Origin of the sequence: Streptomyces sp. TRM70350 (assembly GCF_019219825.1) — a bacterium.
Classification (GTDB): domain Bacteria; phylum Actinomycetota; class Actinomycetes; order Streptomycetales; family Streptomycetaceae; genus Streptomyces.
The window spans coordinates 108,266-122,440 of the sequence record NZ_JAHUXH010000018.1 but is presented as its reverse complement, the minus strand read 5'-3'; the positions used below and the strand labels follow the sequence as shown (position 1 = coordinate 122,440).

The 14,175-nt window shown below is 70.6% G+C and carries 14 protein-coding genes; 6 read left to right on the top strand and 8 right to left on the bottom strand.

The features are described 5' to 3' along the window. Nucleotides 1-69 precede the first annotated feature (69 nt). From KWI83_RS24810 to KWI83_RS24785, 6 genes are all read right to left on the bottom strand, one after another. A complete protein-coding gene (locus KWI83_RS24810) occupies nt 70-717 on the bottom strand; it encodes an AmiS/UreI family transporter (RefSeq protein ID WP_218516596.1) in 648 nt (215 codons plus the stop codon). A gap of 66 nt (nt 718-783) precedes the next feature. Then, a complete protein-coding gene (locus KWI83_RS40395) occupies nt 784-1,062 on the bottom strand; it encodes an FmdB family zinc ribbon protein (RefSeq protein WP_218516595.1) in 279 nt (92 codons plus the stop codon). A gap of 244 nt (nt 1,063-1,306) precedes the next feature. Next, the gene (locus KWI83_RS24800; protein WP_218516594.1) at nt 1,307-1,735 is read right to left on the bottom strand and encodes a hypothetical protein; all 429 of its coding nucleotides are present in this window, start codon (nt 1,733-1,735) and stop codon (nt 1,307-1,309) included. Nucleotides 1,736-1,899: 164 nt separating this feature from the next. Beyond that, nucleotides 1,900-2,775: an LLM class F420-dependent oxidoreductase gene (locus tag KWI83_RS24795; protein WP_218516593.1), complete on the bottom strand. Its 876-nt coding sequence runs from the start codon at nt 2,773-2,775 to the stop codon at nt 1,900-1,902. Between the two features lie 102 nt (nt 2,776-2,877). Beyond that, entirely contained in the window at nt 2,878-3,369 is a 492-nt protein-coding gene (locus tag KWI83_RS24790; RefSeq protein ID WP_218516628.1) for a heme-degrading domain-containing protein, read from the bottom strand. A 20-nt stretch (nt 3,370-3,389) separates the two neighbouring features. Continuing rightward, on the bottom strand, nt 3,390-4,469 hold the full coding sequence (locus tag KWI83_RS24785) for a Gfo/Idh/MocA family oxidoreductase (protein ID WP_218516592.1): 1,080 nt from the start codon (nt 4,467-4,469) through the stop codon (nt 3,390-3,392). 55 nt (nt 4,470-4,524) lie between these two features. On the opposite strand from KWI83_RS24785, the gene KWI83_RS24780 reads away from it, so the two are divergent. From KWI83_RS24780 to KWI83_RS24755, 6 genes are all read left to right on the top strand, one after another. Next, the gene (locus KWI83_RS24780; protein ID WP_308122161.1) at nt 4,525-5,658 is read left to right on the top strand and encodes an ROK family transcriptional regulator; all 1,134 of its coding nucleotides are present in this window, start codon (nt 4,525-4,527) and stop codon (nt 5,656-5,658) included. Nucleotides 5,659-5,793: 135 nt separating this feature from the next. Next, nucleotides 5,794-6,525: a hypothetical protein gene (locus KWI83_RS24775; protein ID WP_218516590.1), complete on the top strand. Its 732-nt coding sequence runs from the start codon at nt 5,794-5,796 to the stop codon at nt 6,523-6,525. A 309-nt stretch (nt 6,526-6,834) separates the two neighbouring features. Continuing rightward, nucleotides 6,835-7,614 (top strand): HAD-IIA family hydrolase, encoded by a 780-nt coding sequence (locus tag KWI83_RS24770; RefSeq protein ID WP_218516589.1) that lies wholly within the window; start codon nt 6,835-6,837, stop codon nt 7,612-7,614. Between the two features lie 146 nt (nt 7,615-7,760). Next, nucleotides 7,761-8,312 carry a hypothetical protein gene (locus KWI83_RS24765; RefSeq protein WP_218516588.1) on the top strand — a complete coding sequence of 184 codons (552 nt, stop codon included), beginning with the start codon at nt 7,761-7,763 and terminating at the stop codon, nt 8,310-8,312. Between the two features lie 6 nt (nt 8,313-8,318). Further along, nucleotides 8,319-8,984: a class F sortase gene (locus KWI83_RS24760; RefSeq protein ID WP_218516587.1), complete on the top strand. Its 666-nt coding sequence runs from the start codon at nt 8,319-8,321 to the stop codon at nt 8,982-8,984. A gap of 93 nt (nt 8,985-9,077) precedes the next feature. Beyond that, the gene (locus tag KWI83_RS24755; RefSeq protein WP_218516586.1) at nt 9,078-10,124 is read left to right on the top strand and encodes a glycoside hydrolase family 6 protein; all 1,047 of its coding nucleotides are present in this window, start codon (nt 9,078-9,080) and stop codon (nt 10,122-10,124) included. 89 nt (nt 10,125-10,213) lie between these two features. Here KWI83_RS24755 and KWI83_RS24750 read toward each other — a convergent pair whose 3' ends face one another. Continuing rightward, a complete protein-coding gene (locus KWI83_RS24750) occupies nt 10,214-12,151 on the bottom strand; it encodes a kelch motif-containing protein (protein ID WP_218516585.1) in 1,938 nt (645 codons plus the stop codon). Next, on the bottom strand, nt 12,148-14,154 hold the full coding sequence (locus tag KWI83_RS24745; RefSeq protein ID WP_218516584.1) for a glycosyltransferase family 2 protein: 2,007 nt from the start codon (nt 14,152-14,154) through the stop codon (nt 12,148-12,150). The genes KWI83_RS24750 and KWI83_RS24745 overlap by 4 nt, the downstream gene beginning before the upstream one ends. Nucleotides 14,155-14,175 lie beyond the last annotated feature (21 nt).

Sequence of the window (14,175 nt, the reverse complement as noted above, 5' to 3'; positions counted from 1 at the left end):
TGAATCCCTCGTGTTCCTTTGTATGTGGTGGGGTGTATGTGGTGAGCGGTACGAGGTGGCGCCAAGGGACTAGCCGTGGCTGCCGGCCGGGTAAGCGCCGTACTCCTCCGTGGGCTTGCCGGGCCGCCTGTGGCGCAGTGCGAACCACAGCCCGCCGAAGGTCAGCACGCCGAACGCGCCCAGTGCGATCGCGATCTCGTAGAAGTTCTCCGCGACCCAGTAACCGGACAGCAGCAGGAACGCCGGTATGACGCCGGTCACCCAGCCCTCGATCGCGGTCACCCAGCCGACGTAAGTCGTCAGCTTCTCCAGTTTCAGTCCCAGGAGCAGGAAGAAGAGGAACCAGAGGAACGTCCAGTAGAGCCATATGACTCCGAACGGCTGGTCGCCGAACTGCCGGAAGCTGACGAAGGAATAACCCAGGGCCACGATCGACACGAACAGCGAGTAATAGCCCACGCCGGTCGTGTCGAGCCCCATCAGCAGCCCGATTCCTACATACAGGTAGGTGAAACCGAAGAGGAAGATGCCCGAGGCCAGCAGAATGCGCTCGGGATCCTGGTTCGCGGCGATGATGAGATAGGTGGGGGTGAGGACCTGAAGCCCGCCCACGAACAGATTGAATATGGCGGCTGCCCGGCTGTCCACCTTCCCCAGCAGCATCAGCCCGTTCAGGAACAGCACCGCGCCCACGAAGAGAAGCCCGACATTGGCCAAAGGGACACACCTCCCGATAACTCGCCCTTCCCGGAAGGGCGTACCGGCCGGTCCGCGACTTCCCGGTCAGGGCCGGGGAAGCCGGGCGTGGGCCGGATGAGTCGGCCTCGGCGCTGCCTCCTTGGGAGGCACCCGCGTGACCACCGCGGGGTTTTCCCGAGACGCTTCCTCCCGCTCGCGCAGGCCCGCGACCGCGGGCGACGTGAAGGCAGTTCCAGGGGAGGTGTACACGCGCCGAGCCGTATTCGAGCACCGCGGGCAGACCTCGTCGGCCGACGCGGTGCCGATGGGCCGCTTCACGTCGAACGAACCGCAGCGATTGCAGAAATACTCGTACGTCGCCATGAGTCTTCGCCGCTCGCTTCCGGCCGTTGGCCATGGGCGCGGATCTGGTCGGTCTGGGCACACCGTGAAAAGGCTGCCTCACATTCCAGGCAACGCCTCCGACGACGGCGTGTCAAGGCGAGTTGGAGATGCCCGGGGCGTCACCCCGGACCGCGGCCAGGCGGTGATGCGGGTGGTTGACCTTGCCGGGACCGCGGTTCGCCCGTACCTGTCCGGCATGATCTGCCGGACAGGCGTCGGCGTGTCAGGGTGCGCCCGCGATGGCGCACGCGCGGCACGGGGGACGGCCGCAGGTGCACTGCAGGATGCCGTCCAGCACGTCGTGGTCGTGGTAGAGGCACTCGTCCCGGCAGGTGTGGCGGGGGATGAAGCCCGCCTGGAGCTCGTCCGGCCAGGGCTCCTCGCCCTCCCGGCAGCGCACGAACCGCTCCGGGTCCGTGGCGTGCAGCCGCTGCATGCTCTCGCGGGCCTGGCCCTCCAGGTCGCGCGTTGCGGCGACCATTGCCTTGAGCTGGTCGGCGAGACCGGAGAACCTGGTGTCGCCGGTTCTCACATGGGCGGCGCTCAGCGCCATGACGGCGTTGCCCAGGAACCGGCGCGCGTCTTGGAGATCGGTGACATGGTGCAGTTGGATGCCGGTCACGCCCCGGACCCACACGGCGTCTTCGCTCACTTGTCCACCTTCCGGGCACGGGCGGCCGTCCGCGAGGTCACTCGCCTGGCAGGCTCGCATTGCTCTTTTAGGGAAACTAAGTCTGCGCCGAGTGCCAGTCCAGCCCTTCCCTCGTGAAATCCCTCACAAGGTGCCATTCCGTGCGTTTCGCTCACGCCATACGCTCACGCCAGTAGATCGGCGAGGCGGCGCCACGCCTCGCTCGGCAGGGTGTCGTGCGGGCTCTCGTCCACGACCTGGAGCGCCACATGGTCCGCGCCCGCCGTGTGGAACGCCGCGACGCGTTCCCGGACGCGGTTGTCGTCGCCCCATGCGAACACCGCGTCGATCAGGCGGTCGCTGCCGCCGTCCACCAGGTCCGACTCGGTGAAGCCGTGGCGGAGGAAGTTGTTCGTGTAGTTCGGGAGCGACAGATACAGGGCCAGGTACTCCCGGGCCACCCTGCGGGCCCGGGCCGGGTCCCGTTCCAGGACGACCTTCACCTCAGGGGCGAGGAGCGGGGCCTGGCCCAGGATCTCCCGGGCGTATGCCGTGTGCTCCGGTGTGACCAGGTACGGGATCGCGCCGGCCGCGCGGTCCCGGGCGAGTTCCAGGGTCTTCGGGCCGAGTGCGGCCAGGACACGGCGCTCGGCGGGTACCCCGGCCGCGTCCAGGGCGTCGAGGTGGGCGACGAGGGCCGAGTACGGGCGCCGGTACTGTTCCGCGAGCTTCGCGTGGCTGACGCCGAGGCCCAGGACGAAGCGGCCGGGGTGGGCCGCCTCCACGTCGGCGAACGCCGCAGCGCTGTCCTCGGCCCCGTACTGCCAGATGCTCTGGATGCTGGTCCCGACGGTGATGCTCTTGGTGGCGTGGAGAAGGGGGGCGGCGTTGGCGGCGGAGCTGTTGCCGCCCAGCCAGAGCGCACCGAAGCCCAGTTCCTCCAGCTCGGCGGCCGCCGCGTCGAGCTCGGCGCGGCGGGCGGGGTCCTCCGAGCGCAGGCCCACGCTCCAGATGCCGTACCGTCCCAGCCGCTCCTTCAGCGAGGCTACGGGGTTGTTCATGGCGCGATCCCTCCGGTTGCCGTGACGGCTGATACGGGTGTGCCAACCGGAGGGCCGCTCGGGATAATCCCGGCCCGGGTCAGGACGTGGGCGTCCGGGATCTCATTCCCGATCGCCCAGGAAGTGCTCCAGCGCCTCCACCACCAGGCGGTGGTCCTGGAGCTGCGGGAGCCCGGAGACCGTCACCGCGCCGACGACGCCCACACCCTCCACGGTGATCGGGAAGGAGCCGCCGTGGGCGGCGTAGGTGTCGGGGTCCAGGCGGGAGGACTCCTCGAACGTCGTGCCCTTGGCCCGGAAGCGGGCGCCGACCAGGTACGACGCGGAGCCGTAGCGCTCCACCACCCGGCGCTTGCGGGCGATCCAGGCGTCGTTGTCGGGGGTGGAGCCGGGCAGGGCGGCGTGGAAGAGCTGCTGTCCGGCGCGGTGGATGTCGACGGCGACCGGGGCCTGGCGCTCCCGGGCCAGTTCCACCAGCAGCGAGCCGAGCGCCCAGGCGTCGTCGCAGGTGAACTGCCGGAACACCAGACGGCGTTCCTGCGCCTCCAACTCCTCGACGGTGGGCGTCAGTTCGGGGGCGATCTTCGGGGTCATCGCGGACTTGTGGCTGTTGGTCACAGGGTCACCGTCACTCCGTCTCGGGCCGAACGGCGGGCCGCTTCCAGTACGTCGAGGGCGGCGGCCGCCTCCAGGGCGGTCACCGGGTTGGGGGCGCCGTCGCGCAGGGCGGCGGCGATCGCGGCGTAGTAGGCGGGGTAGTCGCCGGGCAGGGTGCGCAGCGGGCGGCCGCCGCCGGTCAGCGGGGACTCGCCGGAGCCGATCCGGCCCCACAGCGACTCGGGTTCCGTGCCCCAGCCGGGGCCGGGGCGCCGACCGTCCCGGAGGGCCGCCTCCTGCGGGTCGAGGCCGTACTTGACGTAGCCCGCCTGCGAGCCCAGCACCCGGAAACGCGGGCCGAGCTGGGCGGTCGTCGCGGAGACGTGGAGGTGCGAGCGGACGCCGCCGGCGTGCGTGAGAGCGATGAAGGTGTCGTCGTCCGTCTCGGCGCCCGGGCGGCGGATGTCGGCCTCGGCGTAGACGGAGGTGGCGGGGCCGAAGAGGACCAGTGCCTGGTCGACGACGTGGCTGCCGAGGTCGTACAGCAGACCTCCGATCTCTGCGGGGTCGCCGGACTCCCGCCAGCCGCCCTTGGGCTGCGGCCGCCACCGCTCGAAGCGGGACTCGAAGCGCCATACGTCGCCCAGCTCGCCCTCGGCGAGGAGCCGGCGCAGGGTCAGGAAGTCGTTGTCCCAGCGGCGGTTCTGGAAGACGGACAGGAGCAGGCCGCGCTCGTCGGCGAGGGCGGCCAGCTCGCGGGCCTCGGCCGCGGTGCCGGCGACGGGCTTGTCGACGACCACCGGGAGGCCGGACTTCAGGGCGGTGGTGGCGAGGGGGACGTGCGTCCTGTTCGGGGACGCGACGACGATCAGGTCCAGGTCCTCGGCATGCTCGAACAGCTCGTCCGGGGTGGCGGCGACCCGTACGCCGGGGTGCTCGGTGCGGGCCTGCTCCTGCCGCTCGGCGTTCGAGGTGACCACTGTGTCCAGGGTGAGGCCCTCGGTGGCGGCGATCAGCGGGGCGTGGAAGACGGAGCCCGCGAGGCCGTAGCCGACGAGGCCGACGCGGAGGGGCGAGCCAGGGGGTGTGCCAGTCATGCGTCCACTTTCGCAACGCTGTTGCCAAAGTGCAAGCGGAGAGGACAATGGCAGGGTGAACAGGCCGAACACCACCACCGGGGCGGGCACGCGCGAGGGCTTGCGGCAAGGGGCGAATCTGCTGGCGGTGCGCAGCCACAACGCCGCGCTCGTGCTCGGTCTGCTGCGCCGGGCCGGGGCGGAGGGCGTCAGCCGGCTGGAGCTCGCCGAACGGACCGGGCTGACTCCGCAGGCCGTCAGCAAGATCACCGGACGGTTGCGGGACGAGGGGCTGGCGGTCGAGGCCGGGCGGCTGGTGTCGACGGGGGGCAAGCCGCGGACGGTGCTGCGGCTGGTGCCGGAGGCCGGGCACGCCGTGGGGGTGCATCTGGACCGGGACGAGCTGCGGGCGGTGCTGGTCGATCTCGCGGGTGCGGTGGTGGACGAGCGCCGGACGGCGATGGACCTCGGGGCGGGCGCCGAGGCCGTGGTGGGTCAGGTGGTGGCCCTCGTCGCGGAGCTCCTCGGGGGCGAGTCGGCGGCCGACGTCCGGTCGTTGCCCGGGGTCGGGGTCGCCCTGCCCGGGCCGCTCGATCACGTCCGTGGGGTGCTGCACCGGGTCACCGGGTTTCCGGAGTGGGACGGGTTTCCGCTGCGCGATGTGCTGGAGCGGCGGCTGGGCATGCCGGTGGTGGTCGACAAGGACACGAACGCCGCCGCGCTGGGGCTGTCGGTGGCGGGTGAGGGCGGGTCCTTCGCGTACCTGCACTTCGCGGCCGGGCTCGGATGCGGACTGGTGATCGGGGGTGCGGTCCATCGCGGGGCCCGGACCGGGGCGGGGGAGTTCGGGCATCAGGTCGTGCAGCTGGACGGGCCGGTGTGCGGGTGCGGGAACCGGGGGTGCGTCGAGGCGCTGTGTCTGGCCGCGGTGGCGCGCGGGGACGTGGCGGAGGCGGCGCGGGTGCTGGGGGTCGGGGCGAGCAACCTGGTCGCGCTGCTCGATGTCGATCTCGTGCTGCTGGGCGGGCGGATCGTCGCCGGGGAGCCGGAGCGGTTCGTACGGGGAGTCGCCGCGGTTCTCGCCGAACGCGCCCGGCGTACGGGGGAGCAGGTGGTGCCGGTGCGGGTCGCGGGTGGTGGGGGGTGTGCGGTCGCCGAGGGGGCGGCGCAGTTGCTGTTGGCGCCGTTGTTCGGGCAGGGGGTGGGGTGAGGGCGGCTGGGTGTTGCCGGTGGTTGGGCGGATCCGGTGGGTCAGCTCGGGCCACCTGCCCGATCGGGCGGACCTGTTGGGCCGTACGGCGCGGTGTCCTCGCGGGCAGGGCGAAGCCCGGCGCGGAATGGGTTCATGCGCCTGTGCACGTCCGTCCCCCTCTCCCTCTGTCTGGCCGCGGCAGCCCTCCTCGGCGGAGCCGCGTCGCCGGGGCACGCGGCCGCCGGGCCCCACTGCGCCGCCTCCGACGACCGGCAGTTCCCGATCACCACCCGCATCCACGGCGGCCCCGACTCCTACGACGCCGGCGGCGGATACGGGGTGTGGTCCATCGAGCTCACCAACACCACCAAGAGCCCCTGCACCGGCATCCACCCGGTCGTCGTGCTGGTCGACGGCGAGCGGGCGCTGAAGCCGACGCAGTCGCGGCTGGAGTTCTACGAGGGGGCGCGGCCGCGTCCGGTGCGGTTCGAGCGGACCGACAGGGACGAACTCGTCGGGGCGTTCGACGGGTTCCCCGGCTTCACCGTGCCGCCCGGGCAGACGCTGACCGTGCGGGTGCGGCTGGCGATGACCTCCGACGCCGTACCGAACGACGTCACCGCCAACGCGGCCGTCGTCCAGCGGCGCGAGGACGACGGTGACTGGGTCGGGCAGTCGAACGACTACCGGTTCCGGGTGCGGGTCGACTCGGGCGGTGCCGCCGAGCCGGACGACGACTCCTCCGCCGCCCCCGACGGCCGCCTCCCCTTCGCCGACGAACTCGCCGGCACCGGCCTCACCACGCCCCACGGTGTCCTTGTCGCCGTCTCCTTCCTGCTGGTCGTCGCCGGCGGGGCCCTGCTGCTGGTGCGGAGGCGGCGCTGAGCGCTCCGCGCCACCTGGTACCGCGGTTGGTCGTCGTTGGTCTGCGGGCCCGTTGCGGCTGGTCGCGCCCACGCGGCGGAGCCGCACATTGATACGGATACAGCGTCGCGTCCCTCTGGGGCGCTCGCCCACGCCGCCACCGACCGCGGCGCCCTGCTCGCCACCGCCCGCTCCGCCCGCGGCGGCAGCTGCTCGGCCTCCGACGGCAAGGGCATCACCGTCCACGGCGCCGCTACGCTGGGGGCGTCGGTACGCCGTGGTTCCGGCGCCCCGCTCAGCCCGCACGTACGCCAGGAGTGATCGACGCACATGGCAGACCGCAAGCCCATCGAGTCATGGCTCACCGACATGGACGGAGTGCTGATCCACGAGGGCGTACCGATCCCGGGGGCCGACGCCTTCATCAAGAAGCTGCGTGAGTCCGGCAAGCCCTTCCTGGTGCTCACCAACAACTCCATGTACACCCCACGCGACCTGCACGCCCGGCTCAGCCGGATGGGCCTGGACGTGCCGATCGAGAACATCTGGACGTCCGCGCTGGCCACGGCCAAGTTCCTGGACGACCAGCGGCCGGGCGGCTCGGCGTACGTGATAGGCGAGGCGGGCCTGACCACGGCGCTGCACGACATCGGGTACATCCTCACCGACCACGAGCCGGACTACGTCGTCCTCGGCGAGACCCGGACGTACTCCTTCGAGGCCATGACCAAGGCCGTACGGCTCATCCTCGGCGGCGCCCGGTTCATCTGCACCAACCCGGACGAGACCGGCCCCTCCGCCGAGGGCCCGCTCCCCGCGACCGGTGCCGTCGCCGCGCTGATCACCCAGGCGACCGGCCGCAAGCCCTACTTCGCGGGCAAGCCGAACCCTCTGATGATGCGCACCGGCCTCAACGCCATCGGCGCGCACTCCGAGACCAGCGCGATGATCGGCGACCGGATGGACACCGACGTGCTGGCGGGCATGGAGGCCGGCATGCAGACCTTCCTGGTGCTGACCGGCCTGACCCGGCCCGAGCGGGTCGAGGACTTCCCGTACCGGCCGTCGAAGATCGTCGACTCGATCGCGGACCTCGTGGACCGCGTGTAGCCGCCTGCCGGTCGGGACATCCGCCCCCGTAAACCACCCGCCGGGCATATCAGGGGAAACCCACCCGTACGGAGCAGTCCCGCCCCCACTGAGGATGCGGGGGCGGGTCCTGCGGGGGAGTCTCCAGGAGTGTCTGGAGGTTCACGATGGGTTCACTGCGACTCACTCTCTGTACGGGCGTCCTGGCCGCCACCGCCACCCTCACCCCGGCGGCACACGCGGCGGACGGCGGTGTCTCGGTCAGCCCCTCCCGCCCGGCCCCCGGCAGCGATCTCGCGCTGCGGGTGACCGGCTGCACGGGCCGCACCGGCATCGCCGCCTCGGCCCCCTTCGTCGCCGACGCCCGGCTCAGCGGCTCGGACGGCCTGTTGACCGGCGAGACCCGCGTCCGCTCCTCGCTCCGCCCGGACCAGCCCTACGAGGTCAACGTCACCTGCGACGGCGAGGACGGGCCCAAGTCGTTCACGGCACCCCTCACCCTCGCCGGTGCCCCGCCGGGCCCCGACTCCCCGTCCGCGTACGCCTCCCCGGTCGCCCCCGTCAGGGCGGGCGGCGGCGGTACGGCGGACCTCGCCGCGGTGGACGCCCGCGGCACCGGCCCCAACACGGCGCACGCGATCACCGGACTGGTCCTCGCCGGTGCCGCCGGGGTCGCCGTCGTGGTGCTCGGCGGCCGCCGCAACCGCCGGACGGGCTGACCGGCCATGTCCGACCGGGAACGCTCCATCGGCACCGGGCGGCTGGTCACGGGCGTGGTCTGGGCCGTGCTGCTGCTCGGGCTGTGGCTGTGGGGTCGCGAGGCGACCGACGTACGGCACGGGATGTCCGCGCCCACCACCGGCGACATGGCGGCGGCGGGCCGCCCGCCCGCCGCCGACCTGCCGCCCCCCGCCAAGCCCCTGACCGGCGCGCTGCCCCAGCGCCTCAACATCCCCGGCCTCGGCGTCCAGGCGCCGGTCGTGGCCCGCGGGCTCGACCCGCAGGGGGCGGTCGATCCACCGCCGTACGACCAGCCGGCCGTCGTCGGCTGGTACGCCGCAGGCACCAAGCCGGGCGAGGTCGGCACCGCGCTGATGGTGGGCCACGTCGACACCGAGACCCGCCCCGCCGTCTTCTACAGGATCAGCGCCCTGAAGCCCGGCGCCACCGTCCGGGTCGCCCGCGACGACGGCACGATCGCCGAGTTCACCGTCGACGACATCAGGGTCCTCAGCCGCGACCGCTTCGACGCCCAGCAGGCCTACGGCGCACGGAAGTCCGGCCGCGCCGAACTGCGGCTGATCACCTGCGGCGGCACCTTCGACCGCGCCACCCGCAGCTACACGGCGAACGTGGTCGTCTCGGCCTACCTCACCGGAACCGGCCCGTAACAGCTCCCGGCCAAGCCCGGCGGCGGCCTCGTGAGGGCGGCGCGACGTATGTCAGGATTGGGGCCGATACCGGTGCAGCCAAGGGGGAGTTGGATGTACGGCAGCAGGGGGGCGGCCGGACTGCGGGCGACCGCGGTGGTGCTGGGGGCGGCGCTGCTGATCGCGGGTTGCACGTCCGGCGACGGCGGCGGCGGCGGTGACGGTGACGGGGGCGGCGGTGACAGGGACACCGGCGGCGGGATCACCCAACAGCCCAAGGACGCCGCCCCGTTCTGGATCAACCCGCACGGGAACGCGGCCCAGCAGGTCGCCGACTACGTGAAGGACGGCAAGAACACCGAGGCCGACCAGATCCGCAAGATCGCCCGGCAGCCGACCGGTGAGTGGATCGGCCCGGACAACCCCGAGCAGGAGACGCGCGGCTTCACCGAGGCCGCCGCCAAGGCCGACCGTACGGCCCTGCTCGTGCTCTACAATATCCCGCACCGCGACTGCGGCCAGTACTCGGGCGGCGGCGCCCCCGACGGCAACGCCTACCGCGCCTGGATCGACGGCGTCGCCCGGGGCATCGGCGACCGCTCCGCGACGGTGATCCTGGAACCGGACGCCGTGCTGCACCTGGTGGACGGCTGCACGCCGGGCGAGTTCCACCAGGAGCGCTACGACCTCCTGAAGTACGCCGTCGACAAGCTCAAGTCCCAGCAGAACACCAAGGTCTACCTGGACGCGGGCAACGCGGGCTGGGGCCACCCCGACCAGATCTTCGAGCCCCTCGACCGCGCCGGCATCGCCCAGGCCGACGGCTTCGCGGTCAACGTCTCCAACTTCTACTCCACCGAGGACTCCATCGCCTACGGCAAGGAGCTCTCCGCCAAGGTCGGAGGCAAACACTTCGTCATCGACACCAGCCGCAACGGCAACGGCCCCTACACGGAGGGCGACCCCGACGAACGCTGGTGCAACCCCCCGGGCAGGGCCCTGGGAGAAACCCCGACGACAAAGACGGCCGACCCGCTGGTGGACGCCTACCTCTGGATCAAACGCCCGGGAGAATCGGACGGCGAGTGCAAGGGCGGCCCGAAGGCAGGGGCTTGGTGGCCGACCTACGCCTTGCAACTGGCGCAAGCCTCAACCCCCTAGGGGCGCGGGGCTGTGTCAATGTGCGGCTCCGCCGCGTGGGCGCGACCAGCCACAGCGCTCCCGCCCCCGAACCACCACCCGCGGGAGCGCTACGGCACCCTCACCCACCGCGCCACACTCGGCGTCCCCTGATCATCCACCACAAACAGCATGTACCACCCACCCTGCACCAGATTCCGATTCCCCGGCACAGTCACCGTCACCTTGTCCCCGGAGACAGCGAAGTCCAACGCAATGGACCGCTGATCCACATCCGTCACATGCGTGGACGCACTCGGCCGAATCAACCGCACCTTCTCGATCGACGCCGCGTGTTTCGAGCTGAACGTCCCCGACTCCCCACGCGCAATCGTCCTCGGCCCCCCGGACAATGACGGCCGCGGCCCTCGGTGGAGATACGGCGGCGTATAGATCTCGATCCGCTGCTCGAACTTCCCCGGCTTGGTGTTCGCCGCGTCACCGAACAACGAATCCGACCCGAAGAACATCACCCGCCCATCGGGCAGCAGAATCGACCCCGCGTGATAGTTCCGGCCCACCAGGGGATCCGCGACCCGCTCCAGCTCATTGCGCTCAGGGTCGTACAGCCGCGCCTCCAGGATGTTGGAGTCACCGCGCCCCCGATAGTCCTCCGACCCCCCGGAGATCAGCACACTGTCGTCCGGCAGCACAGAAGCCTGCGGATACCGGGTGCCCTTGTCCAGCGGCGGCCCGTCGACGAACCGCGGCTCCGCAGCCTTCAGATCCACGATCCGCGTCTTCTCACTCGACAGCTTGGACTCGCCGACCCCGCCCCCACCGATCACCATGTACGTCTCGTCCTGCGCGGGCGGAAGCAACACGGAGTTCGCGGTCTCCAGCATGTTCCCATCGCTCATGCCGGGCACCTTGGTGAACTCGTTGGTCTCCACGTCCCAGATCCCCGGATCCCGGCCGACATCGTCCGGCCCGTACCCCGCGTTCGCCCCGGAGTAGAAGATCTTCCCGTTCTGCATCAGGAACAGCGCGGGGTACGTCGGGAACTGCCGCTCCTTGTCGGTGTAGCTCCACTTCCCGGTCTCCGGGTCGAAGACCTCGTTCTTCCCCGGCACCAACTGCCCGATGTCGTCCAGCCCGGAGACACTCAGGATCTTCCCGTCGCTCAACGTGGTGAGCGTCGGATACCAGCGGGCCTCCTTCATCGGATCGACCTTGATGTACTTCTCCGCGACCGGGTCGAACTCGTAGGCGTCCCGGATCCCCTGGAAGTCCTTCTTGTCCAGCGCGAGCTTCTGCGCGATGCCGTACGTGTTGCGCGCGTCGGCACCCGTCAGGCCCTGCACGCTGTAGTTGTCCTGCGTGCCGGTCTCGTACTTCGCGCCTTCCTTCGCGGCCTCGACATAGATCCGCCCGAAGCCCGGGTCGTTGCGCAGAAAGCGCCCGGTCGCCTTGTCGAAGACCTTCTTCGCGCGCGGCACCAGCACCGGGTCCCTGGAGACGAACGTCTTGCCGTTCTCCTTACCGGTGAACTTCGTGCCCGCGGGCAGTGTCATCGGCTTGTCCGGGTTCTCGTTGTAGACGATCATCAGGCCACCGGCCTTCTTCACGTCACCCTCGAGCTTCTCGTACCGCTTGGTGCCGCCCGCGATCAGCAGATTGCCGTTCGCCAGCTGCGTATGGCCGGTGCAGAACAGGTCGTTGGGCGTCGGGATCTTCTTGATGGTGCCCTCGACCGGATCCCAGAGCCGTGTGTCGAACTTCTTCGCGTCGAAGTTGTCCTGGTTGTTGCCCGACCCGGCCACCAGCAGAATCTTGCCGGTGTGCAGCAGCGCCGCGTGAATGGTGTTCTGGCGGTACTCCTTGGGGAACTCGACGATCTCCCAGCGGCCGTTCTCCGCTGTGTACTCGGGTCTGTTGATCTGGTACTGGTGGTACTTCTCGGACCCGACCCGATAGAGCCATGGCCCGTTCCACCCGGCCAGCGCGAGTACCACCGCCGTGCCTATCGCGAGTCGACGGGCGCGGCGGCGTCCGGCACGGTCGTTCATTCCTTACGCCCCCCGAGTCCACCCAGGGCGATCTGCATGGTCTGGCCGTCGTCCCCGTGCGCGGCCGCCCATGTGGGCCGCTGCCGGGGGGCGTGCGGTGCGTACGGCGAGCCCACGGAGTGCGCCCGCGTCGGGGCGGGCACGCCGTGCGCCGGATGCGGAGTGGGCACCGCGTCCTGCGGCTCCGGCGTGCTGTCGGCGGCGGGCTGCTGCTTCGCCCGCCGCAGCTCCCAGCGCCAGGCGAAGATTGGCGTGGCGGTGATCAGCATCGCGAACGACGCCCAGACGACCATCGCGGGGTGGGAGTTGCCGAAGGAGAATCCGGCCGCGATGGAGCCGCCGAAGATCAGGACGAAGTACCAGTGGTACCGGAAGGTACCGAACCAGCGGTCCGGGCTCGCCGAGTCGCCCTTGGGCGTGACCACGAACTTGCTCTTGCGGCGCAGCACCGAGTCGATCAGCGCCTTCGCGTACAGCGGCGCCGACAGCGCGGACATCACCATGCCGGCCACACCGCCGGAGCCCTCCGGCTCGTGCGGCGAGACGTTGTGGCGGCGGTTCCAGACGTACAGGCCGATCTGCAGGGCGGAGGCGTTGCCGTAGAGCATCAGCCAGACCGCCGGGTCGATGTTCACACCCGAGGCGCCGAGACCCAGGAACAGCGCGCAACTCAGCGCCGCGAGGATCCAGTTGAGGGCCGACATCGGGTAGAAGATGATCATCATCGTGTAGTTGAAGAGCTTGGTCGGCGGCAGTGAGTACCAGCCCTTCCAGTACTGCTTGAGGATCGTCTCGTAGGTCCCGCGCGACCAGCGCATCTGCTGGGTGAAGAAGTCCGTCCAGGCGCTCGGGCCCTCGCCGACCGCGAGCACGTCCGGGGTGTAGACCGAGCGCCACTTCCGGCCGGTGGCCGGGTTGCGGTGCCGGTGGATCTCGAAGCCGGTCGCCATGTCCTCGGTGATCGAGTCGTACAGCCCGCCGATCTGCTTCAGGGCCTTGATCCGTACGGCGTTGGACGTGCCGACGAACATCGGCGCGCCGTAGCGGTTGCCCGCGCGCTGGATGAGGGCGTGGAAGAGGAACTGCTGCGACTCGGCGGCCTTGGTGACGAACGTGTCGTAGTTGCCGTACACCTGCGGGCCGATCACGAAGCCGACGTCCGGGTCGCGGAAGAAGCCGAGCATCCGCTCCAGGTAGTTCGGCAGCGGTACGTGGTCGGTGTCGACGGACGCGAAGAAGTCGTAGTCGTCGCCGTACGCGTCGAGCCAGGCGTTGTAGTTGCCGTGCTTGGTCCTGGCGCGGTGCGGGCCCTTGGCCTGGTTCCACTTCGCGACGCTCTTGCGGGAGAAGTGGTGCACGCCGAGCCGGGCGCAGACCTCCTTGACCGCCGGGTCGTCGCCCTCGTCGAGCAGCCAGACGTGCATCAGACCCCGGTGGCGGATCCTCACCGCCGCCTCCAGGGTCTTCGTCACCATCTCCAGTGGCTCCTTGCCGGGCACGAAGGAGGTGAGGAAGGCGACTCTCGTGCCGGTCTCCGGTACCACCGGTATCGGGTCGCGGGCGACCAGCGTGGCGTGCGCGTTGGACAGCACGTTCATGCAGCGGAAGAACTCGATCAGGCCGATCGAGACCAGCATCACGACGTCCAGCGCGGGCAGGAAGTCGTAGGCCGGGTAGTCGCGTTCGGTCCAGTGCGCCGGCTGGAGCAGCCAGACCAGCAGGACCAGCGAGAGCAGGGGCGCGGCCGCCAGCATCAGGGCCACGCGGACGCGGTGCGGCTCCTGGGAGATCAGCGAGCGGTACCGCACCCTGTACGGCTTGTCGGGATCGGGCTCGGTGAGGGGGCCGGCCAGTCGGCTGTAGTGCTCGTAGTCGTACCGCGGCAGGGTCTTCTTGATCCGGCGGAACGCTCCCGTGTGGCCGGTCCGGTGCGAATCCACCCTGAGCTGGGCGGTCTGTAGCGGGTCGAAGTTCTGCCGGGCGCCCGTCGGCGTCGACGTCATGAGTCATCCCCCCACACGCGG